18 protein-coding genes are annotated in these 22,775 nt (G+C 55.7%); 9 read left to right on the top strand and 9 right to left on the bottom strand.

Annotated features, from left to right (window positions below):
• Positions 1–34: 34 nt before the first annotated feature.
• Positions 35–1,495, bottom strand: a complete 1,461-nt coding sequence (locus C7H10_RS16990; RefSeq protein WP_244178320.1) for a TrkH family potassium uptake protein — start codon at positions 1,493–1,495, stop codon at positions 35–37.
• Positions 1,495–1,878 (bottom strand): hypothetical protein, encoded by a 384-nt coding sequence (locus C7H10_RS16985; RefSeq protein ID WP_146136824.1) that lies wholly within the window; start codon positions 1,876–1,878, stop codon positions 1,495–1,497. The genes C7H10_RS16990 and C7H10_RS16985 overlap by 1 nt, the downstream gene beginning before the upstream one ends.
• Before the next feature lie 149 nt (positions 1,879–2,027).
• Here C7H10_RS16985 and C7H10_RS16980 point away from each other — a divergent pair, with 149 nt between their 5' ends.
• The 8 genes from C7H10_RS16980 (at position 2,028) to C7H10_RS16945 (ending at position 12,089) form a co-directional block, all read left to right on the top strand.
• Entirely contained in the window at positions 2,028–2,681 is a 654-nt protein-coding gene (locus tag C7H10_RS16980; RefSeq protein ID WP_106695779.1) for a potassium channel family protein, read from the top strand.
• A gap of 122 nt (positions 2,682–2,803) precedes the next feature.
• Positions 2,804–4,045, top strand: coding sequence for a TrkH family potassium uptake protein (locus C7H10_RS16975; protein ID WP_244178319.1), 1,242 nt, complete (start codon positions 2,804–2,806; stop codon positions 4,043–4,045).
• A gap of 120 nt (positions 4,046–4,165) precedes the next feature.
• The gene (kdpF, locus tag C7H10_RS19490; RefSeq protein ID WP_106695777.1) at positions 4,166–4,252 is read left to right on the top strand and encodes a K(+)-transporting ATPase subunit F; all 87 of its coding nucleotides are present in this window, start codon (positions 4,166–4,168) and stop codon (positions 4,250–4,252) included.
• A 79-nt stretch (positions 4,253–4,331) separates the two neighbouring features.
• Positions 4,332–6,044 (top strand): potassium-transporting ATPase subunit KdpA, encoded by a 1,713-nt coding sequence (kdpA, locus tag C7H10_RS16965; protein ID WP_106695776.1) that lies wholly within the window; start codon positions 4,332–4,334, stop codon positions 6,042–6,044.
• Between the two features lie 10 nt (positions 6,045–6,054).
• Entirely contained in the window at positions 6,055–8,076 is a 2,022-nt protein-coding gene (gene kdpB, locus C7H10_RS16960) for a potassium-transporting ATPase subunit KdpB (RefSeq protein ID WP_106695775.1), read from the top strand.
• Positions 8,077–8,086: 10 nt separating this feature from the next.
• Positions 8,087–8,692, top strand: coding sequence for a potassium-transporting ATPase subunit KdpC (kdpC, locus tag C7H10_RS16955; protein ID WP_244178318.1), 606 nt, complete (start codon positions 8,087–8,089; stop codon positions 8,690–8,692).
• Positions 8,689–11,367: a sensor histidine kinase gene (locus tag C7H10_RS16950; RefSeq protein WP_106695774.1), complete on the top strand. Its 2,679-nt coding sequence runs from the start codon at positions 8,689–8,691 to the stop codon at positions 11,365–11,367. The genes kdpC and C7H10_RS16950 overlap by 4 nt, the downstream gene beginning before the upstream one ends.
• Positions 11,364–12,089 (top strand): response regulator, encoded by a 726-nt coding sequence (locus C7H10_RS16945; protein ID WP_106695773.1) that lies wholly within the window; start codon positions 11,364–11,366, stop codon positions 12,087–12,089. Before C7H10_RS16950 ends, C7H10_RS16945 begins: the two co-directional genes overlap by 4 nt.
• 87 nt (positions 12,090–12,176) lie before the next feature.
• Here C7H10_RS16945 and C7H10_RS16940 read toward each other — a convergent pair whose 3' ends face one another.
• Positions 12,177–12,716, bottom strand: a complete 540-nt coding sequence (locus C7H10_RS16940) for a porin family protein (protein ID WP_106695772.1) — start codon at positions 12,714–12,716, stop codon at positions 12,177–12,179.
• 260 nt (positions 12,717–12,976) lie between these two features.
• Between C7H10_RS16940 and C7H10_RS16935 the strand changes: the two genes are divergently transcribed.
• Positions 12,977–14,395: a TrkH family potassium uptake protein gene (locus tag C7H10_RS16935; RefSeq protein ID WP_106695771.1), complete on the top strand. Its 1,419-nt coding sequence runs from the start codon at positions 12,977–12,979 to the stop codon at positions 14,393–14,395.
• A gap of 6 nt (positions 14,396–14,401) precedes the next feature.
• On the opposite strand, the gene glgP is transcribed toward C7H10_RS16935, so the two are convergent.
• The 6 genes from glgP to glgC all read right to left on the bottom strand — a co-directional run bounded on the left by glgP (position 14,402) and on the right by glgC (position 22,660).
• Positions 14,402–16,906 carry an alpha-glucan family phosphorylase gene (glgP, locus tag C7H10_RS16930; RefSeq protein WP_106695770.1) on the bottom strand — a complete coding sequence of 835 codons (2,505 nt, stop codon included), beginning with the start codon at positions 16,904–16,906 and terminating at the stop codon, positions 14,402–14,404.
• A gap of 15 nt (positions 16,907–16,921) precedes the next feature.
• A complete protein-coding gene (locus C7H10_RS16925; RefSeq protein ID WP_106695769.1) occupies positions 16,922–17,692 on the bottom strand; it encodes an SDR family NAD(P)-dependent oxidoreductase in 771 nt (256 codons plus the stop codon).
• 49 nt (positions 17,693–17,741) lie between these two features.
• Positions 17,742–18,083 (bottom strand): PilZ domain-containing protein, encoded by a 342-nt coding sequence (locus C7H10_RS16920; protein ID WP_061332924.1) that lies wholly within the window; start codon positions 18,081–18,083, stop codon positions 17,742–17,744.
• 122 nt (positions 18,084–18,205) lie between these two features.
• On the bottom strand, positions 18,206–19,681 hold the full coding sequence (gene malQ, locus C7H10_RS16915) for a 4-alpha-glucanotransferase (protein ID WP_106695768.1): 1,476 nt from the start codon (positions 19,679–19,681) through the stop codon (positions 18,206–18,208).
• Complete coding sequence (locus C7H10_RS16910) at positions 19,678–21,405, bottom strand: glycoside hydrolase family 57 protein (protein ID WP_106695767.1); 1,728 nt, start codon at positions 21,403–21,405, stop codon at positions 19,678–19,680. The genes malQ and C7H10_RS16910 overlap by 4 nt, the downstream gene beginning before the upstream one ends.
• Positions 21,395–22,660: a glucose-1-phosphate adenylyltransferase gene (gene glgC, locus C7H10_RS16905; RefSeq protein ID WP_106695766.1), complete on the bottom strand. Its 1,266-nt coding sequence runs from the start codon at positions 22,658–22,660 to the stop codon at positions 21,395–21,397. The genes C7H10_RS16910 and glgC overlap by 11 nt, the downstream gene beginning before the upstream one ends.
• Between the last annotated feature and the right edge of the window lie 115 nt (positions 22,661–22,775).

Raw genomic sequence — 22,775 nt, 5'->3', positions numbered from 1 at the left:
TGGATTATTGATGGTACCTCACACACAGCTTACTCTAGCTCCGCCAAAATTGCGGCGAGAACATCACGAACACGCTCAGTAGCTCCAATCGTCCCAGAAGCATGGCAGCCATCAACACCCACTTTGCCGCATCTGGTAATGGTTGAAAGTTTCCAGCCGGGCCGATGGTGTCGCCAAGCCCAGGCCCCACGTTTGCGAGTGCCGTCGCCGCCCCCGTCAAACTGGTTACCAGGTCAAGCCCCAAGGCGGCAAGAATTGCTGCCACTACCGCTAACGTTGCCAGGAATATAAAGGAGAACGCTACGCTGGACGCCACGATTTCATCACTGATGATGCGCCCGTTGTAATGCCTTGCAATGACCGCTCTCGGGTGCAGCAATCTCGATACCTGCTCCCGCAGTAGCAGTATGGATAGCTGGAACCGGAAGATCTTCATGCCACCGCTTGTTGAACCGGAACAGCCACCCACAAATGTGAGAAAGAAAAACAGGACCACGACCAGAGGTCCCCACAGCGAATAATCCTGAGACGCATAGCCCGTGGTCGTTACAACCGATGTCACGTTGAACAGCGCGTGCACAAACGCATCCAATGGAAACGTTCCGTCATTCCAGATGCGGTATACAGCAATGATGGCTGCAATCAGAAACAGGAACTTCAGGAAAAAGTGAATTTGCTGATCGCGCAGTAATGGCTGAACTTGCCCGTTTAATAGTCTGACGAACAGGAAAAATGGAATACCGCCGAGCATCATGAAAATACTCGCAGCAAAGAGTATCGAAAGTTGGTCAAACTGCCCCATTGAGCTATCTGACGTGGAGTAGCCGCCGGTGGATACGGTTGTCAAGGCATGGTTCACGGCGTTGAATAGATCCATGCCCAGGGCCCAGTATGTAAGGATGCAGCCAAATGTCAGTGCCAGATAACTGGCAACCAGCCCTCTAGCAAGGCGGTTCGTGCGCGGCACGGCTTTCTCTGTCCATTCTGAGGATTCCGTAGCGAACAGCCGCATACCACCGATTCGAAGAAATGGAAGAATCGCCACGGCCATGCCGATGATGCCGATGCCCCCCATCCATTGCATGATCGATCGCCAGAGCAGAATGTCTCCCGGGAGGTGGTCTAACCCGCTCATTACCGTAGAGCCCGTGGTTGTCACGCCAGAGATGCTTTCGAAGAATGCGTCGGTAACACTCAGCTCAAGATCACTCAACAATAACGGTAGGCTCGAGAATAATGGAATAAAAATCCAGGCAGATACGGTAAGGATAAACATCTGCCGTTGTTTTAGGGCATGGCGGCGTTTTCCGCCCGCTCCAAAAAAACACAACAGGCCAACAGCGCAACAGATACTGGCGGACTTCACGAAAGCCAGCCAATCCGGTGTATCACCGAACATTAGGAGATTTACTGGCAACGTCATCAGTAAACTGAGCAAAATCAGTAGGAAACCGAGTATTTGGATAACCGGAAGGATATTTAACAGAGGCAGCATCAGGATCGCCCAGACCGTTCACGTATCATTTTTGCCAGCACACAGCCTATGACAGCTCCTGTTAACTGAGTATAAGTAGAAAAAGCAGCATAGAGTAATTCGGCTTTGGTGTGGGTATCAATATAGTCACCGGGAAGCGCTGCGATAGTTGAAATTGCAGCGAAGAAAAATCCCCACTTGGCATCGTATACCCAAGCAAAAAAACCACGGGCGCCAAGTAAGGAAAGATGGACGTCACTGGCTGAGGAGCTTGACGGTTCGCCGCTGCCAAAAACCCAAGCCAAGCCAACGCGATTATGATATGACCAAGGAGTTCCGGTTTTAACCGATAGAATTTCATTAGCTAAAAGTCCCGCCCAGCCCGGCTGTCTATTAGACGGCATAAGGAGATCACATCTTGGGTAAAATGAGGACGGCCAAAAGCAAACTTTTACGGTTTTTTTACGGCATAGCTGGAGAGATCGTGGCTGCTTCATGAGAAAATTTTGGTTGCGGCTTTCTGACACATTCTACCGATACCGGATTGACAGCCATGATTGAAAAACAACAGTTTATTGTTATTGGCCTTGGCGTTTTTGGAGCAACCATTGCGCGCGAGTTAACGCGCCTTGGACACGAAGTACTTGGTATCGATTCGGATGAACAACGTGTAGACCGACTGGCAGAAGAAATTACCCACGCGGTGATCGCCGATGTCACCGACGAAAACTCCCTTATCGAATTGAACGCCGGCAGCTACGATGCGGCTGTTGTTGCCATAGGCAGGAACGTCGAAGCCACCATGTTGGCCACATTGCAGCTCCGGGAGCTTGGGGTGAAAAAAGTCTGGGCGAAAGCGCTGACGAACCAGCATCACCGGATTCTGGAGAGACTTGGAGCCAACCGCATAATTGCACCAGAGTATGAGATGGGGGTGCGGATCTCCCAGGAACTGAACTATCCGATGGTTCACGATTACCTGGGTCTCGACGATGACTATTTTATCGTGGACTTCCATACCACAGCAGACCTCGTCGAAAAGACCATTGGAGAAGTGATTAACGGAGAGCCGGTAGAGGCGCTGGTTGTGAAGCGGATGAAAGAAGCCCATCCTCATCCGGACCATACCTGGAAGATTAAAAGCGGCGACAGGATCGTCCTCGGTGGCCAACTCGAAGACTTGAGGGATCTGGTCAACCGTTTATGAAAATCCATTTTCTGGACTTGGTCTCCCACCAGACCAAGGGAAATACCCCCGGCAAACGGGGCATAAACCCTCCCCGACTGCTGCTTGAGTCATTTCTTGTCCTCATTGCGCTTGGGGCATGTTTGCTCAAACTTCCCGTGGCAACGGTTGAGCCGGTTACCTGGATGGAGGCTGCCTTCACGGCAACCTCGGCGGTGACCGTGACCGGTCTTGTGGTTGTAGATACTGGCAGCCAGTACACCCTGTTCGGACAGCTGGTGATACTGGCTCTGATCCAGCTGGGCGGGCTGGGTTTGATGACCTTCGCAGTGCTCACGGCTCTCGCTTTGGGCTTCAAGTTACGACTGCAGCACCAACTGGTTGCTCAGGAAGCGTTCAACGAAATCTCACTTCAGACAGCTAGGCGAGCCGCTGGGTCGATAGCCGTATTTGCTTTGACGGCTGAAGCCTCCGGCGTTGTGTTACTCAGTCTATTTTTTGTACCGGAATTGGGGTGGTCAGAGGGTTTTTACCAGTCCTTGTTCTACACGGTTTCAGCGTTTAACAATGCCGGCTTCGCCTTGTCGCCAGACAGCCTCTCTGCCTATGTCGACCATCCAGGCATAAGTCTGTCGGTAACGACTCTGTTTATCATCGGGGGCCTGGGCTACATCGTAATCATGGAGCTCCTGGATAAACGCTGCTGGTCGCGGTTGTCGGTTTACGTCAAAGTCATACTGCTGGCCACCTTGCTGCTGAACCTCTTCGCCACCGGCGCCATCCTGATCCTAGAGTATGGCAATCCAGCCACTATTGGCGCACTGGACAGCTTCTGGGACAAGCTCCTGGCCGCCTGGTTTCAGGGCACGACGCCACGAACAGCGGGCTTCAACACCCTTGATATTGGCGCGTTGACCGTCGGCACAAGTGTGCTGATGCTGCTGCTGATGTTCATTGGTGGTGCCCCGAACTCCACCGCCAGTGGTATCAAAATCTCCACCTTCGTCATCATGATTGCCGCAACCCGTTCGTTTTTGCGTGGCAACCTGGATGTGAGCTTTTTCAAACGCTCCCTGAGTAGCGAAACAGTGCTCAAGGCTCTCGCCACAGCCACCATCGGGATGGCAGTGGTCTTCCTTGGCGTAATTTCACTGAGCATCCTGGTTGAGGATGAGTTTCTCGACATCGCTTTCGAGGTGGTTTCTGCGTTTGGCACCGTCGGCCTCTCGCGTGGCACTACCAGCGAACTGGGCACGGCAGGCCAGTTGGTCATCATGGCAATCATGTTGATCGGTCGTCTTGGCCCGCTTACTCTGGGTTATACCCTGACAGTGCGTCGCAAATCCCGTGTTCGCTATGCGAAAACTGAGTTTCCTGTTGGCTAACTCCAACTGTCTGATGATAACCCTCAATTTTTAACGAACTTTTTACGACCAGCCCCGGATTTGGTCATCGAATTTTTACGCCCCTCCCCCGCACCATAAAGACACACTCACTGAAGGAGCATGAGCGTGTCTACTTTCCTGTTACTTGTTTCGGTTGCAGTCGGCGGCTACCTGGTTGCCGCCCTGCTCTGGCCCGAGAGGTTCTGACCATGGCACTGATCGGCATTGGCATCATTCTGGGGCTGTTTGGCCTGTGTTTCCTGTTCATTGATCTGGAGGAACGGCTGTGAACGAGGTCATCGTTATCTATGCGGTCACGCTTTTGCTGGCGTGGCCACTGGGCAAGTACATCGCGGGCGTTTTTGGCGGCGCCAGGGGGGCGGCGGGTGCTGTCTTTCTGCCGGTTGAGAACGGCCTGTACCGACTGTTTGGTGTTAACCCGTCCCAGCCGATGAGCTGGCAGGGCTACGGGAAAGCGCTGCTGAAACTTCATCTTATGCTGGTGCTGATCGTCTTCGGCCTGCTGATGGCTCAGGGCTTTCTTTTCCTGAACCCGGACCGTATCGACGGTATGAGCTGGGACCTGGCGCTGCATACGGCGGTGTCTTTCCTGACCAACACCAATCAGCAGCATTACTCGGGGCAGGCGCAGCTGAGCTATCTGGCCCACACCTTCGGCATTGTGACGCTTCAGGTGGTCACACCGGCGGCAGGCATGGCGGCATTGGTAGCAATCGTGCGCACCCTGCTGGGCCGGTCTGACGAAAAGAAGCAGCCAACGGGCGAAGGCGCGGTGTCTGTCGGTAATTTCTACGAAGACATCACCCGGGCGATTGTTCGCGTCATGTTGCCGGTCGCCGCTGTGGTGGCATTGATCATTGCCTCACAGGGCGTACCGAACAGCTACGAGGGTGCCCGCACGGCTGTTCCTCTGGATCAGACCGCCGGCATGGAAGAGCAGAACATCCCGATTGGCCCCGTGGCACCCATGGTTGCCATCAAGCAGGTCGGTACCAACGGTGGTGGCTGGTATGGCCCCAATTCCAGCGTTCCCCTGGAAAATCCCACACCGTTGAGCAACTTCGTCCAGACGGTTTCCATTGTGCTGATTCCAGCCGCCCTGGTGTTTGCCCTTGGGTTCATGACTGGCCGTCGCCGACTGGCCATGGTGGTCATGGGCGTCATGGTGGTGATGTCGGTTTCACTCACCTCTGTCGCCATCTGGTCCGAGAATCAGCCAAACGCGGCCTTTTCAGGACTGGCGGCTGACGGCCCGAACATGGAAGGCAAAGAGGTGCGCTTTGGCGCGACCGCCACCGCACTTTGGGGCAGCTGGACCACACAGACCTCGAACGGGTCAGTCAACGGCATGCACGACAGCTTTAACCCCATTGGCGGCATGATCCCGATGATCGACATGTTCATCAACGTCACCTTTGGTGGTATCGGCGTGGGCCTGATTGGCTACCTGCTGTTCCTGCTCTTGGCGGCGTTCCTGGGCTCGCTGATGATCGGCCGGGCACCGGAAATAGCAGGTAAGGCGCTGGAAACCCGGGAAATGAAGCTGGTGTGTATCGCCCTGCTGATCCAGCCTCTGCTGATCCTCGGTTTCAGCGCCATCACCGTTGCCTTCCCATCGTTAACCGGTAACTCAAATCCGGGCTTCCACGGCATCAGTCAGGTGATTTACGAGTACACATCGGCCTTTGCCAACAACGGTTCCGGCTTTGAAGGGCTCGGTGACGACACCGTGTGGTGGAACGTGACCTGTGCGGTCAACCTGGCCCTGGGTCGATTCATTCCGATTCTCGCACCGCTGGCTATCGCTGCGTCACTGGCCGCCAAGCGCTCCGCTCCGGAGGGTCGCGGCAGCCTGAGCATCGATACGCCTACCTTCGGGCTGATGACCCTGGCGGTGATTGTGATGTTTACCCTGCTGAGCTTTATGCCGGTGCTGATTCTTGGCCCGATTGCAGAAGCCCTGGCTCTGATGTCCTGAGTGGAGAACGATGATGTCCAAGAGAACCCCTAAAATGACTGACTCACTTGATCTGGGCACAGTTGTCGGCCAGTCCATCAAGCGGCTGCACCCAAAAGATCTGGCCCGTAATCCGGTCATGATGGTGGTCGGTATCGGAACGGTAATCACGTTCCTGCTGGGCCTGAGTAATCTGGCCCAGGGTGCGTCCGCCGGCCTGGATTTCGCGATCAGCGGAATCCTGTTATTCACCGTACTTTTCGCCAACGGTGCGGAATCCGTAGCGGAAGCTCGCGGCAAGGCGCAAGCCGGCGCTCTCAGTGCGACCCGGAAAGACCTGAAAGCCCGCAAGCTCGATGGAGATCAGCACAAGGAAGTGCCGGCGACGGACTTACGCCGGGGCGATCGTGTGTTGGTCAAACCCAACGAGCTGATTCCCGCCGACGGCGAAATCGTCAAAGGCGCAGCTACCATCAATGAATCGGCGGTCACCGGTGAATCTGCGCCGGTGCTTCGTGAGGCGCGCACGGACAACAGCGGTGTCAGCGCGGGCACCAAGGTGCTATCCGATGAAATCGTGATCGAAGTCACCGTTGATCCGGGCAATTCGCTGCTGGACCGTATGATTGCCCTGGTCGAAGGTGCCAAGCGTCAGAAGACACCCAGTGAACTGGCCCTGTCGGTCTTGCTGGCCGCTATGACTCTGGTATTTCTGATTGTTGTTGTGACTCTCGTGCCCTTCGGTGGGTTCGTGGGCGCAACCCCCTCCTATTCGGTACTGGTTGCCCTTTTGGTCTGCCTGATTCCCACAACCATTGGCGGCCTGCTTCCGGCCATCGGCATTGCCGGAATGGACCGGGCCATGCGTGCAAACGTCATTGCCAAATCCGGCAAAGCCGTGGAAGTGGCCGGCTCCATCGACACACTTCTTCTCGATAAGACCGGCACCATCACGCTGGGTGATCGCAAGGCAACAGCCTTTGAGCCTGTTCGGGGCGTAGCACCGGGCACTCTGAGGGATGCCGCTCTGCTGACTTCGCTGGCTGACCCGACTCCCGAGGGCAAATCTGTGGTGGCTCTGGCCCGCGACAAGGGCTCGGACGCCGAAGCGTCTGAGGGAACCGAGTTTATCGAATTCTCTGCCAACACCCGTATGTCTGGTGTGGACCTGCCGGATGGCCGGATTCTTCGCAAAGGCGCGACCGATGCGATTCGTAAATTTGTCACGGAAAACGGCGGCAACTACCCGCAGGAAACCGACAACCTAGTCGACAGGGTTGCCAAAAATGGCGCCACTCCATTGGTGGTTGCTGAAGGCAACCGCGTACTCGGGGTGATTGCCCTGTCGGATGTCATCAAATCCGGAATCAAGGAGCGCTTTGCCAAACTCCGGGACATGGGCGTGAAAACGGTGATGATCACCGGCGACAATCCGGTAACCGCAGCGGCAATCGCAGCAGAGGCAGGTGTTGATGATTTCGTCGCCGAGGCCACTCCGGAGCAGAAACTCGACATCATCCGCAAGGAGCAGGCTGAGGGACGCATGGTGGCCATGATGGGGGATGGCACCAACGACGCCCCTGCCCTCGCCCAGGCAGATCTTGGCCTGGCCATGAACTCCGGTACCCAGGCGGCACGGGAAGCGGGCAACATGGTGGACTTGGATTCCGACCCCGGGAAGCTGCTTGCCGTCGTTGAAATTGGTAAGCAACTGCTGATCACAAGGGGCTCGCTGACCACTTTCTCGCTGGCTAACGACGTCGCTAAATACTTCGCCATCTTGCCAGCGCTGTTTGTGACCAGCCTGCCGGCCTTGGATGCCCTGAACGTACTCGATCTTGAGAACCCGATGAGTGCTGTACTTGCCGCGACCATATTCAATGCACTGATCATTCCGGCACTGATTCCCTTCGCTCTGAAAGGCGTTCAATTCAAGCCCGCGAGCGCAACCCAGCTGTTGCGCCGCAACCTTCTGGTCTTCGGACTGGGTGGCCTGTTGTTGCCATTTGCGGCCATCAAGGCACTGGATCTGATGCTTACTGTGGTTATCTGAGGAGACCGACATGATGACTGAATCAAATACTGGCGGCGCAACCCGCTCCGCTTCCTGGCTCTCAGCACTTCGCATGGCCATTGCTCTTATACTTCTTTGCGGCGGGTTGTATCCGCTGCTGATCACAACCGTCGGAAAAGTGATGTTTCACCATCAGGCATTCGGGAGCATGATTATCGTTGACGACACCATCGTTGGATCAGAATTGGTTGGACAACGGTTCATAGCCCCGGAATACTTCCATGGGCGGCCTTCTGCAGCGGAATATGATCCTTTCTCAGTCGGCGGCTCCAACTACGCGGCCAGTAATCCTGACCTGAAAGTACGCGTTGCAGGGGATTCCGGAGAGATCGCGAAAAGAGAGAGCGTAGCCCCGACGTCTATCCCTGCGGACTTGCTCGCAGCATCGGGCTCTGGCATTGATCCTCATATCTCACCGGAATCAGCGATCTTACAGGCCAAGCGCGTTGCAAATACCCGAGACATGCCCATTGAGAAGGTCAACGAACTGATTGCACAGTACACGCAAGGCCCCACACTGGGCGTTTTCGGACAGCGCCGAGTCCATGTTCTGAAACTCAATCTGGCATTAGACGGTAAGGAGTGGAACGATTGAACCAAGGCGACCCCAATCGCCCCAACCCGGACGCGCTCCTGAAAGCCCAGGAGCGTGATTCCGCCGGCGGGCTCAAGATCTTTTTGGGCGCGGCCCCGGGTGTGGGGAAAACCTATCAGATGCTCCAGGCGGCCCATGAGCTGAAACGTCAGGGTGTGGACGTGGTCGTGGGTGTGGCGGAAACCCACGGGCGAGCCGATACGCTCGCACTGTGTCAGGGCCTTGAGCAGCTCCCGGCAAAAGAAGTTGAGTACGCCGGGAAGCACTTCCGGGAGTTCGATGTCGATGCGGCTCTGGAGAGGAAGCCGGAGGTTCTGCTTCTTGACGAATTGGCCCACCGCAATATCCCTGGCTCCCGACATCCACGACGTTATCAGGACATTGAGGAACTGCTAGACCAAGGTATAACCGTGTGGACGGCCATCAATATCCAGCACCTGGAAAGCCTATCGGATGTGGTGGCCAGCATCACCGGGGTGCGGATGCGGGAAACTGTACCCGATTCAGTTCTTGAACGGGCGCGGGACATCGTGCTCGTGGACCTGACACCCTCGGAGCTGCTTGAACGCCTGAAACAGGGCAAGGTTTACGTGCCTGAACAGGCTCGGGCAGCGATGGAGGGATACTTCTCGCCTTCGAACCTATCTGCCCTACGGGAGATGGCGGTCCAGGCAATCGCCGAGCGGCTGGATTCGGATGTCCGTGAAACCATGCAATCCCGTGGCATCGAAGGTCCCTGGCACATCCGCGCCCGAATGCTGGTTGCCGTAGACGGGTCTGGCCAGGGTGAAACCCTGGTTCGGGCAGCACGGCGACTCGCCGAGCGACGGAAGGCGCCCTGGACCGTGGTCACCGTGGACAATGGGCGGGCAGGCGCCGACGAACGCCAACGCCTGGAAAAAGTGTTCGACCTGGCCACCCGCCTGGGCGCAGAGGTCAGAACGCTTCGCGGATACGACGTGGCCGGAGAAATCCTGGCCTTCGCAAGAGAGCAGAACGTCACAACCCTGATTCTCGGCCGCTCCCACAATCGCTGGTGGCACCTACGAAAATCCACCAGTCGTAAGTTGCTGAAAGAGGCCGAGGCCTTTGAAGTTACCTTTATACCAGTGCCAAGAAAACAACGGCGTCGGCTTGCTGAAGCCGCCGGCCATCCGGTTAGATGGAGTGACTATACCTGGGCCGTCGGCAGCGTGGCTGCTGCAACCGCCGTTGCAATGGGACTGCAAAATGTTCTTCCGCTGGGCAACCTGTCCCTGATATTTCTGACATCCGTATTGTGGGTGGCCGCCCGAACCGGTATTCGGCCAGCCCTGTTTACGGCAGCTCTAAGCTTTCTGACCTACAATTTTTTCTTCACAGAACCCCGTTTAACCTTCCAGATGGCCGATACGGATGAGCTGCTGACCGTGGTGTTCTTCCTGATTATCGCTGTCACGGGAGGAAACCTTGCCGGCCGATTGCGGGACCAGGTTCAGATGCTTCGCGCCTCGAACGATATCACTGATGCTCACCTGCAGTTTACCCGCAGGCTTGCTTCTGCGCCTGATATTACCTCTGTACAGACTGAGGCTGTCGAGGCTCTCTATGCCCAACTCAAGATTCCTCTGATTATCGCCCAACGAAGCCCTGAGAATGATGCAATCGAAGTGGTGGTTCAGGGCGGCCCTTCTCATTCACTCAACGATGCTGCACGATCCGCCATCGATTGGGCCATCCGAAACGCCAAGCCCAGCGGCGCGTTTTCTGACACGCTGAACAGTCTTCCGTGGCGCTTTGAACCGATTGAAGCCGACGGTGAAGTATACGGTGTCCTGGGTTTTCGAGTGGACAGTATGATGCCGGAGTATTACCGAGGCTTGGCCATCAACGTTTATGTGCATCAATTGGGTTTGGCGTGGTTTCGCACCCGCCTGGCGGCCAATCTGTCGGCATCACGGGTGGCAGAAGAAACGGAACGACTGCGCTCTGCCCTGCTCTCTTCCATCTCCCACGACCTGAGGACACCGTTATCCTCCATGATTGGCTCGGCCAGCACGCTGAAATCGATGTTCGACCGGCTCTCGGATAAGGATCGCGATAGCCTTCTGGATTCCGTGCTCGGTGAAGGCGAGCGCCTGGATCGCTACATCCGAAACCTGCTGGACATGACCAAACTGGGCCATGGCACCCTCAAGATCGAAAGGGACTGGATTGCGTTCACCGACATCCTTTCGTCAGCGCTCAGGCGCACCAGAAACCTGATGTCGAAAGTCCGTGTCGAACGGGAGGTAGAAGAGGATCTTCCGTTGCTTTTCGTGCATCCGGCGCTTATTGAGCAGGCATTGGTCAACGTGCTGGAGAACGCCGCCAAGTTCGCGCCCAATGACTCAACGCTGTCTATCCGCGCCCGCAGGAAGGAAGACGAATTAATCATAGCGATTTCGGATAAGGGACCGGGCATTCCAGAAAACCAGCGGAGCCAGGTATTTGATATGTTCTTCACAGGCGGCGAAGGAGACCGGGGCCCTCATGGTAGCGGGCTTGGCCTGGCTATCTGTCACGGCATGGTTGCGGCTCATGGTGGCCGGATTCAGGCATTGGCTGGAGAAAATGGTGTCGGTGCGACCATCGAAATAGCCTTGCCCCTGATAGAATCGCCTGAACAAGAGTCTAATCGGGAATCCAGTGAATGACTGCGCCAGCACATAGCAGGGAAAAGCCCTGCATTCTGATCATCGATGACGAACCACAAATACGTCATTTTCTGCGCATCAGCCTGAAAACGGAAGGATACGAACTGCTTGAAGCGGAGAATGGTGAGACCGGTCTAGGGTTGTGTGCGAGGCATTCACCGGATCTTGTGATTCTGGATTTGGGGCTCCCGGATATGGACGGCTCAGAGGTGCTAGCCGGTTTGCGGGAGTGGTCATCAGCCCCTGTTATCATCCTCTCGGTGCGGGATCGTGAACTGGAAAAGGTAAAAGCCCTGGATCTTGGCGCGAACGACTACGTCACGAAACCCTTTGGCATCGATGAGCTCCTTGCACGAGTTCGAACCCAGTTGCGCATCCACCAGAAAGGAAAAAGCGCAGTAGCTCCTGAAACCTCGGCCATTTTTGATAACGGTGAGCTTTATATTGATCTAGCCATGCGCAAAGTCACGGTAAGCGGTGACCCTGTCAGGCTGACACCCAAGGAGTTTGCCGTACTGAAGGTCTTGCTGCTTGCGTCTGGAAAGATCGTCACTCAGTCGCAATTGTTAAAGGATATCTGGGGCCCGACACATACCACCGATACTCACTATCTGAGAATTTTGATAGGAAGGCTCAGACAAAAACTGGGGGACGATCCAACGGAGCAGCGCTATATTCAGACTGAACCCGGCGTCGGTTACCGGTTTCTGGGAATCTCCTGAATCGTATTAGGGGAGGCGCCTCAACGCCCGTCCCGCAACACACTGTTTTGAGCATTGCAGGAGGGCAATCGCTTGGTTAGTTCTGGCTCAGAAGTTCATCTGTATACCCAGACCAATACCATCAACCGTCACGTTGCTATCATCGTAGTAGCGCATGTACTCCAGGTTTCCTGACAGATTCTGTGCAAACTTGAAATTCACACCCGCACCGTAGGAAAAGTCAGAGTCGTCATCGCTCTGGGGACCAATTTCGGCCTCGATTCTGGTGAAACCAACCACGGCATACGGAGTTACAGGGCTTTGGTTTGCCATGTTAATGGTGGCGTATCCACCAAAGAAGTTATCAAGTTTGGCTTTCTGGCCAAACACGCGGTCATCATCCACCCCAAAACCGGCGCGGGCCTCTATGCCCAGAAATTCGTTGGCCATAACGCCCACTTTACCGGACAGGGTGCCAACATCAGCGCTGGCGAAGCCGTCAAAATCCACGTCCATAAAGGTGTAGTTCAAGCCAGCGTACAAACTGCCGACGCCAGACTTATACATATCCTGTGCAGATGCCGTCCCAGCCACAGCGATGCCTGCAGACGCAACCGATGCGAGCAACAGATTCTTTTTTACGTTCATAACCGGTTCTCCTTGTTCCTTATTTGGGAGCTGAGTAACGCTCCTTTTTTACAACTTGCACCACACAGACGATGTTTGCCATAGCCAGGTTCCGAATTTACGTTGCTTTTACAGGGATTTAATTTGGTGTTAATGGCCCGTGCGTCCGCCTGTTTCCTTGCGGAAGCCCGGTACCGCGGGTATCCTGACGCCGTCTCTTTGTCAGCTGGCGCGGGCGCACCTTGAGAAACCTTTACCCTGTCATATTTATTATCAGCGTCATGTTTATACTTCTTAGTGTTTTCATGACCTTACCGGTTGTTCTTCTGGCACTTGCAGGTGAGGATGTACCAAACTCGGTAGCCTTCGCCCAGTCTGCCGGAATAGTATTCCTGCTCGGTGCGGCCGGGGTGTTGTCAATGTACCGGCAACCCAGGGATCTCAAGCCCCGCTACATGTTTGTTCTTACCGTCTCCAGCTGGTTGATCATCGCCCTGCTCTCTTCCATCCCCTTTTATCTGAGTAATCTCGATATTTCTGTGGCGGATGCATTTTTTGAGGGTACCTCCGGCATAACCACAACGGGTGCCACGGTGCTCAGTGGCCTTGATGACATGGATCGGGATTTGCTGCTTTGGCGGTCCATCCTTCAGTGGATTGGTGGTATCGGGATTATCGGTATGTTCGTTGCGGTACTTCCGTTTCTGCGTGTTGGTGGTATGCGGTTGTTCGCAACAGAATCTTCAGAATGGACAGACAAAGCGTTGCCACGAATGAAAACACTCAGTCGTGGCCTTCTGTTCGTTTATCTGATCTTCTCGGTGATTGCGGTGGTCACCTACTGGCTGTCAGGCATGAGTCTGTTTGATGCCTTCAACCATGGCCTGACCAGCATTGCCACCGGGGGGTTCTCCACCTCTGATCTGTCGATGGGCAAGTTCAGCGATCTGATCCTGATGGAAGCCACGTTGTTCATGATCATCGGCAGTTTGCCGTTTTTTCTTTTCGTGAGGGAGTTGCACGGGCAGCACGGTGTTCTGTTTAAAGACCAGCAGGTCCGACTGTTTCTGACCATCCTTTTCACGGTGCCGGCACTGCTGACGCTCTACCGCTGGTGGGTTTCGCCGATTCCGTTTGATCCCATACACAATTACGTGGCGACGTTGTTCAACGTAACGTCTGTGGTGACCACTACCGGTTACGCCTCAGAAGACTACGCCGCCTGGGGGCCGCTGGCGTTTGTGGTGTTCTTCTTTCTGATGTTTGTAGGTGGCTGTTCCGGCTCAACCTCTGGCGGCATGAAGATTTTCCGTTTCCAGCTGTCGTTGATCATTCTTCGGGAGCAACTGATGCGGCTGCTTCACCCGAGGGCGGTCTTTACCAGAAACTACAACGGGCGGGCGGTCAGCGATGAGATTATTTCATCTATGATCGCCTACACCTTCATCTTCCTGCTGTGCCTGTTGATTATTACGGTGCTGCTGGCGTCACTTCAGCTCGATTTCGTGACAGCCCTGTCTGGCGCCCTCACCTCTTTGACGAACGTCGGCCCAGGGCTGGGTGACATTATTGGTCCCTCGGGTAACTTCGCTCCCCTGCCGGATGCCGCCAAGTGGATCCTGTCGGTGGGTATGCTGATGGGCCGATTGGAAATTCTCAGTGTGGTGATCGTACTTTCACCCGGGTTCTGGCGCGGCTAACATCGATTAGCGATACCAGAGCACGTGCTGATCTTCCAACGGGATATGAAGCAGCGGGTGGTTTGGGCGAATCCGTGGGGTGTAATGATCGTCCGGCCGGTCTGGTACCGATACCGAAAACAGGTAGCTGTCTTCCGCACCGGGCAGGCTTCGTTCAAGCGTCATGGGCTGAACAATGCGCCCACCGTATTCCGAAGCTTCCGCCACCAGCTCGATCATCACCTGTTCTGGGCTTAGTCCGTCGAGGTACACATCCAGGGTAAACACCCGCGTGCCGTCTTTCTGCTCGCTGGTGAGTCTTCCAAACCGCAATCTTGGCCAATGCTGGGCAATTTGTTGCTGCCATTGAAGCAACTGTCTGGCGGTTTCAGGGTTCCTCTGATTGCCCTTGGCAATCATCGGTAGGTAGAAAGCATCAACGTATTCCCGAACCATGCGATTGGCGGAATAACTGGCGGTTAACTGGTCCATGCTGGCTCGCACCCGTTGTAACCAGCTGGCCGGCAGGCCCTCGCTGTTGAGCTGGTAGAACTCGGGAACCACTTGTTCCTCCAGCAATTCGAAAAGTTCGTTTGCGTCGGCGTCATCGTGCTGGTCGGAATGACTGAGTTCTTCAAAAGTGGCGCCAGGCCGAATGGCCCAGCCCACGTTCTCGTTCCAGGCTTCTGCCCACCAACCATCGTATTGGGACAGGTTCAGGCCACCATTTACCAGCACTTTCATGCCGCTGGTGCCACAAGCTTCCCACGGGTGCCTCGGGCAATTGAGCCACACATCAACCCCCTGAATGAGCTGGTTGGCCACAGCAAGGTCATAGTCCTCAATGAACACTACCCGGCCCTCGGCCTCGGGGCGCCTGGAAAAATCCTTCCAGCGCTTGATCAACGCCTTGCCTGCGGCATCGTGGGGGTGAGCTTTACCCGCTAAGACGATCTGAAGTGGTCGGTCGCGACAGCATAGTAACGCCAGCAGCCTTTCCGGGTCTTTGAGCAGGAGATCTGGGCGTTTATAGCTGGTAAAACGTCGGGCAAACCCGAGCGTGAGGGTTTCCGGGTCTAACAACAATCCGCACGCGGCCTCGACACTGGAGCCAACCTTGTGCTCGCAGTGTTGGCTTCGCAGGCGTTTGCGGAGATAGCTGATCAGCCGTTTGCGCTGGCTCCTGCGCATTTGCCATAGCTCGTCGTCAGTGATGGACTGCAGCGGGCAGGATTGGGTTAGCGGCCGGCGCCACCGCTCCTGGCCGCAAGCCCTGGTCCACAAAGCATCGGATTCCGGTGAGTCCCAGCTGGGAGTGTGCACGCCGTTGGTCACGAACTCGGCCGGGATGTCGTCAGCAGGCCAGCGCCCAAACCAGGGCTGGAAAATTGCCTGGGTAACCTTGCGGTGGATCTGGCTTACACCGTTAAAGCGGCCGCTCATCCCAAGCGCAACGCCGGCCATGTTCAGATCGCGGCTGCCACCGTTGGCGATTTCAATGAGGTTGTGCAGGCAGTTGTTGTTTTCGTAAAGCCAGGGTGAGAGGTAGAGTTCTGCCAATTCCGGCGCAAATCGATCAAAACCGGCGGCCACCGAGGTATGGGTGGTAAACAAATTGGTGGCACGGGTTGCCAGTCGGGCCGTTGCAAAATCCGATTGATTGGCCTTCTGCCAGCAATGGGCGCGTTCGATCAGCGCCAGTGCACTGTGCCCCTCGTTGATATGGCATACGGCAGGCTTGCGCTGCAGCAGCTCCAGCAATCGCCAACCACCAATACCCAGTACCATTTCCTGCTGAATGCGTTTTTCGGGGTCACCACTATAGAGTTCACTGGTGATGCCCCGGTCACCGGGTTCATTACGGGGGTCGTTTGCATCCAGCAGCAGTAATTCGCATCGGCCAACCTGGCCTTTCCAGGCCCTCAACCGAACATCCCGTCCCGGGAACGGAACCGTCACCCTTGCCCACTCTCCGCTTGGGTCTCTCACAGGTGCCACCGGCAGCATGGTTGGGTCGTTGTAGGGGTAAAACTCCAGTTGTTCGCCGTCAGCACTCAGGGCCTGGCGAAAATAACCCTGCTGGAACAGCAGGCCGACCGCCATCACCGGCACGCCGAGATCACTGGCGGCTTTGAGGTAATCGCCTGCCAATACGCCAAGGCCACCGCTGTACAATGGCAAAGACTCAGACACACCGTATTCCATACAGAACCAGGCAACGCCCTCACCAAGTTGGCCATCGCAGGTATCGGAATACCAGGTATCCGCCTCGTTCAATGCCTGGAGGTGACTGGTCTGGGCCTGGTATACGTTGAGAAATTCCGGGCTCTCTGCCAGCGCCAGCAGATGTTCAGAGGACACACTATTGAGCACCAGCCATGCGTTTTGTGTCGACTCCCAGACATCTTCATCCAGCAATCGCCAAAGCTGATCACTGCCATGATGCCAGCTCCAGCGCAAATCCAGCGCCAGTGGCATAAGCCCCGACAGCTGAGCTGGCAGGGCCCGCATGGTGTAAGCGGCAAGTGTCATGGCCGTGGCTCGGTGTTAGTGCGCTGTATAGCCGCCGTCGATAACCAGTTCGCTGCCAGTGATAAACTTGGACTCATCAGACGCCAGGTAAACGATGCCCCAGGCAATGTCATCGGGCTCCCCCATGTGGCCCAACGGATGCAAAGCCGCAGTCGCCTTTCTGGCTTCTTCCGGGTCCATGCCCGTGGTTTTCAGGTGATTCTCAACCATGGGCGTCCAGATGAATCCCGGGTGAATCGAATTGGCACGAATCCGGTCTGGTGCGTATATCATCGCGTCGGTCTTGGTCATCAATCTCACCGCGCCTTTCGACGCGTGGTAAGGCGGAACATCTGGAGCGCTTACCAGGCCGTAGATGGATGAAAGATTGATCAAGCTGCCGCTGCCCGCTTTTTTCATGTGCGGTATCGCGTGCTTCGTGCAGAAGAAAACACCTTTTACATTAACCGCCTGGACTTTGTCCCATTCCTCTTCTGTCAGTTCATGGGTCGGTTTGTTGGTGCCGGATATGCCGGCGTTGTTCACCAATACGTCGAGCTTGCCGAATTTTTCCGCAACGCTATCGATAGCCTCTTTTACCTGGGCCTCGTCTGCCACATCACAATGCCAATAGGCCACTTTGTAACCCTTGGCGGCCAGTTCCGTGGCGAGCGCTTTACCGGCCTGGTCAAGAACATCCAGTATGCCAACCGCTGCGCCCTCTTCCACCATACGTTGAACCGCGGCCTTGCCTATTCCAACGGCTCCGCCAGTCACTGCTGCAACCTTGCCTGCCAATCGTGCCATGTTATCCATTCCTTCTTGCGGCTATTCTGCTGGTACGGTCTGTGCCGCCCTAAACCCTGAATCCAGTGAGCAAAGATTGGCTTTGAAGCCACTGGACCAACTCTGCAATCACGTCCACCTCGTTATCCGTTCCATCAAACCCCAAACCAAGCCCGCCGGAAGAGCGGCGAATAACGTGCGCGTTCAGCACCCGGTGGCAATCCTGTCCCTGATCCGGAAGCTTGAAGGCCAGCTGAATGGGCTGGTTCAACCGGATGTCGGCGTAATCGGTCGCCACAAACAATCCTCGCCGGGAGGCGTCCTGGATTTGCCCGGTGGCTACGGGCATTCCCCTTTTGTACACCAGTATAGGTAATTCACCCTCAATGCGCTGGCTAAGCCGATGCTCCATGATATCCCCCTGCATTTACTCAACGTAAACTACCCTTCGATAAACACACCCGCTCCTTGTATTTAAAACTGGTCAAGGTTTAACCATCTTGATGCTGATCAATTAACAACCAATCGTCAGTTTTAACGTCCGTAGAGGTTGACCATAGACCGCAGGGAATCAGACCGCGCCAGTGATTGATAGTTCTCTGGCAACTGCCAGATCCAGTTATTGGAAGTTGTGCCAGGTGTGTTGAAGCGGGCACTGGAGTCCAGACTGAGAAGGTCCTGCATGGGAATCATCACAAGCCCCGAGACAGACCCCAGCGCCGCCTGGATAATCTGCCTTGGAATGCTGTCGTCGGTGAGCCGAAGGTACTGGTTTACGTGAGCCCGGGTACGTTCATCCAAGCTCTGGTACCAGCCCAGGGTGGTGTCATTGTCGTGGGTACCGGTGTACACCAGGTCACGCTCTTTATGGTTATGAAGTAAGTGAGGGTTGCTTGCGCTGCCATCAAAACCAAACTGCATGACCGTCATGCCGGGCAAGTTAAACCGCTGCCGAAGTGCCTCGACATCGGCCCCGATGATGCCCAGATTCTCCGCAACCAGCGGCAGTTCCGGGAGTTGCTCAAAACACGCTGACAGGAAGGCATCGGCGGGGCCCGCCACCCAGTGTCCGTTCACCGGGCGGGCATCTGCCGCAGGAATTTCCCAGAACGCCTGCAGGCCCCGAAAGTGATCAATCCTGAGCAGGTCGAATTTTTCCTGCTGGCTGGCCAGCCGATCTATCCACCAGCGATAACCATCGGCGGCCATAGCTTGCCAGTCATAGAGTGGATTACCCCAGTGCTGACCATCAGGAGAAAAATAGTCCGGAGGCACGCCGGCGACGACCAGGGGCTGGCCCTGAGCATCCAGCTTGAACATGTCGGGGTGGGCCCAGACATCGGCGCTGTCGTGGGCAACAAAAATGGGGATATCCCCGAACATCAGCACGCCCCGCTCCCGGGCATATCGGCGCATTGCCTGCCATTGCAGATGAAAAACAAACTGTTCGAAACAGACCTGTTCAATGGCGTTGCCGTGCCGGGCTCGGAATGCTTCAAGAGCCAGTGGTTCCCTGCGCCGCAGAGGCATTGGCCATTCATACCAGGGAATGCCGCCATGGGCATCCCGGATGGCGATGAACAAAGCAAAGTCATCCAGCCACGCCTTGTGGTCGGACAGGAACTGTCGCCAGGTATCCTGGTTGGTGGTTACGGGTTGTTGGCCGGTGGTCGCTAAAAAACGCCCTGCTGCGATTTCAAGGGCGCGGCCTCTGGTCTCCCGCGCTAGCTCATCGGTACTGAGCAAGTCCAGATAAACAAGCTCCGACAGGTCAATAAACTCAGGGTTGCCGGCGTGGGCGGATAACGACTGATAAGGGGATAAATCGGAATGGGTAGGTCCTGTTGGCAGGGTTTGCCAAACCGTTATGCCTGCGTCTGCCAGATAGTCGACAAATCGCCGGGCCTGTTGCCCAAGCTTGCCGTCATTTCCTGGCAAGGCAGTTGGATGTAGCAACACACCTGCACGACGACGGGAAAATACCGGTGCGGGAGTCAGTGCTCCACTCATTCCAGCCCCCCGGCCTCATGCCCCGGGCGCATGGCCCCGCCCCGCGCAGGCTCTCCCCCACCCTGGCTGATGGGCTGGAACAGGCGGGCAGGCGCCGGGTAGCCAATGTTGTCGTAGAGGTTGGCCAAATGCCGGCGATAAAGATGTTCGAAATCCCGAACCACCGGAGCCGGGTTGTAGTCACCAAACCACCAGAACCAATCCGACCCCTCACAAAGCCCAAGTTGGTAGCTGGCCTTTTCTTTCTGCTCGGCGGTCAGGCTGCCGTTGTCCATAACACGGTCATAGTGTTGTTTGGCCTCGCAAAGTAGGTCCCACGCTCGGTTCTTGTCCGGGTCACCAATCCAGGTTGAGAAAGTGCCGTAAATCCAGCTTCCGGCCACAAGGTGCGGCAGTTTCACGGGATCGCACACCGGCTCGCTCAGCAGGTTCCGATAGGTAGTCAGCCGCAGGGTTTTATGGTTTTTCAGTACCCGATATAGCTCATCCAGAAAGTAGTAGCCGTTCTCCGGGTAGTACTCCCAGGCGTTCTCACCATCGAGAATCACAGAAATAACCGGGCAATCCCCTGCCTTGCTGGTACTGGCAATATTCTCCATGTGATGGACCAGGTCGCCAACGGCATCTTCCGCGTGCCAATCCGCGTAATTGAAGCCAATCAGATCCGACAAACCGTCATCGCGGAAAAACACGGTTACCGGTTGTTCCCCGAACAGGAAAGGACGGTGAATAGGAGGCTCCTTTTTCAACGCCTCTTGTTCTTTCGCCAGGCGAAAGCTGTTGTGACCCACGGAATCGCCGCTCGCGGTCCACTGAAAGCCGTGTTCACCAAGCAAAGCCAGGGTATCCTGGCTCAAGCCACCTTCAGATGCCCAGCAGCCTGCGGCCTGCTCACCAAAGAACCGCTGAAATACCTGCTGCCCCATACGAATGTGCCAGTCTGCCCGGTCCTTGCCGCCGGGATAGGTCGAATGCTCGGGCATACGAATATCCGGCATGGCCTCACTGGCGGAACCGAAATCCAGTAACAGCGGTACGATAGGGTGAGCCCAGGGGCTCATGGCTAACTCTGCCTGGCCAGTTTGCGAAAGGTGGCGGTACCTGGGTCCAAGCCCTGCCATCAGCTCTTCGATGACGTCCAATAACGCTCTCCGGTCTTCCATGGTGAACTGATGGCTCTTCTCCTGCAGGGTCTGGATCACCGGGTGAGTACGGCGCACGGTTTCTCCCATCCACCCCAGGTGGTACCAAACCAGCAGGTCCACCAGTAATTGCGGTGAGATGTAACGCTGGATATCCGGGCGGGTGCGATAGAAGCGGGCCAGTTCCGACAGCCGTTTATAGGGCGCAAACCGCTTGATGATCCGGTTTTCGTTTGCTCTCAGGCATTTTTCCATCAGTTCCAGAAAACCAGGAGAGCCGGGCTCGGGCAAGGAGTCAGCCACCAGTGCTGCCAGCACCGGGTCGCTCACTGCCGTACCGCTGTGTCGCCAGCGCTCAATTTGAACCAGATAGTCTTCTATCTGTTCCAGCAGCACAGGAGCAAAATTCACCACGGCCTTGGCCTCTGGATGAGCCTCCAGGTGCGCTGCCATATCAACATAATCCTTGATGCAATGCAGATAGACCCAGGGGAACAGAAATTCGCCGGTGTGCTGGTCCTGATACACGGGCTGGTGCATATGCCAGCAAAGCACAACGGGTGTGCGATGGTCAGAGTCCATGGGGGTAATCCTGCCCGAGCATCTCGGGTGTGATCAGAACAACGCCTTTGGGCGAAACATGGAAACGGTTTTCGTCTGCTTTTTTGTCAAACCCAATGCGGGTGCCATCCGGGATTCTGCATCCACGATCAATGACAGCTTTGCGAATGTGGCAATGGCGGCCGATATCTACATCCGGAAAAATGACAGCGTCCTCAACCGTGGTGAACGAATGCACACGCACCTGTGAAAACAGCAATGAGTGGCGAATTCGGGCCCCGGACACTATGCAGCCTCCGGCCACCATGGAATCAACGGCGGTTCCCCGGCGGTCCTCATCGTCAAATATGAACTTGGCCGGCGGTAGTTGCTCCTGATAGGTCCAGATCGGCCAATGGGCATCGTACAGGTTGAGTTCGGGGCTCACGTCTATCAGCTCAAGGTTCGCTTGCCAGAGTGAATCGATAGTCCCTACGTCGCGCCAATAGGCCGGCTTTTTATTGACAGGATCCCGGAACGGAAAGGCACACACATTAAGACGCCGGATGACCGACGGGATGATATCTTTGCCGAAATCATGTGAAGAGTCGTTGTTAAGTTGATGATCTCGTAGCAATTCATCAAAAAGAATCCGGGTGCTAAATACGTAGATGCCCATGGACGCTAGGGCTTTATCGGGTTGTCCTGGCATGGCCTTCGGCAACGCAGGCTTTTCCTCAAACTCGGTAATCCGTAGTTCATCGTCCACCGACATCACACCGAAGGCGGTGGCGTCTTCAATCGGCACTTCAATACAGCCAACGGTAATGTCTGCCTCATTCTCCACATGAGCGGCCAGCATGGTGCCATAGTCCATCTTGTAGACATGGTCTCCAGCCAGTATCAGCACGTATTCCGGTTCATGGCTGCGAATAATATCCAGGTTCTGTAATACCGCGTCGGCGGTGCCCTCATACCAGGAGGTTTCAATGCGCTGTTGGGCGGGAAGCAATTCCACAAACTCATCAAGCTCACCACGCATGAATCCCCAGCCCCGCTGTATATGGCGAATCAAGGAATGAGATTTGTACTGAGTAATCACTCCGACCTGGGCGATGCCGGAGTTGATGCAATTGGATAACGGGAAATCAATAATCCTGAACTTTCCGCCGAAGGGCACGGCGGGCTTGGCGCGCCACTTGGTGAGATCATGGAGTCGGGAACCGCGCCCCCCGGCAAGAACCAGAGCGAGAGTTTGCCGTGTAAGACGGCTGACGAAGCGCTTCGCAGTATGCATGACACCTTCCCTGAAAACCTTGGTGGTCTTCCTTCCCTGTTTGAGCAGATGAAGGGAGAGTCGACATCAATTTGACACTGATACTAATATTAGAACACTAGCAGAAGATTATGAC

Source organism: Marinobacter shengliensis (genome assembly GCF_003007715.1).
In the GTDB taxonomy this organism is placed as follows: Bacteria; Pseudomonadota; Gammaproteobacteria; order Pseudomonadales; family Oleiphilaceae; genus Marinobacter; species Marinobacter shengliensis.
Note: the sequence above shows the minus strand (reverse complement) of the source record. Positions and strands in the feature narration are given on the sequence as shown.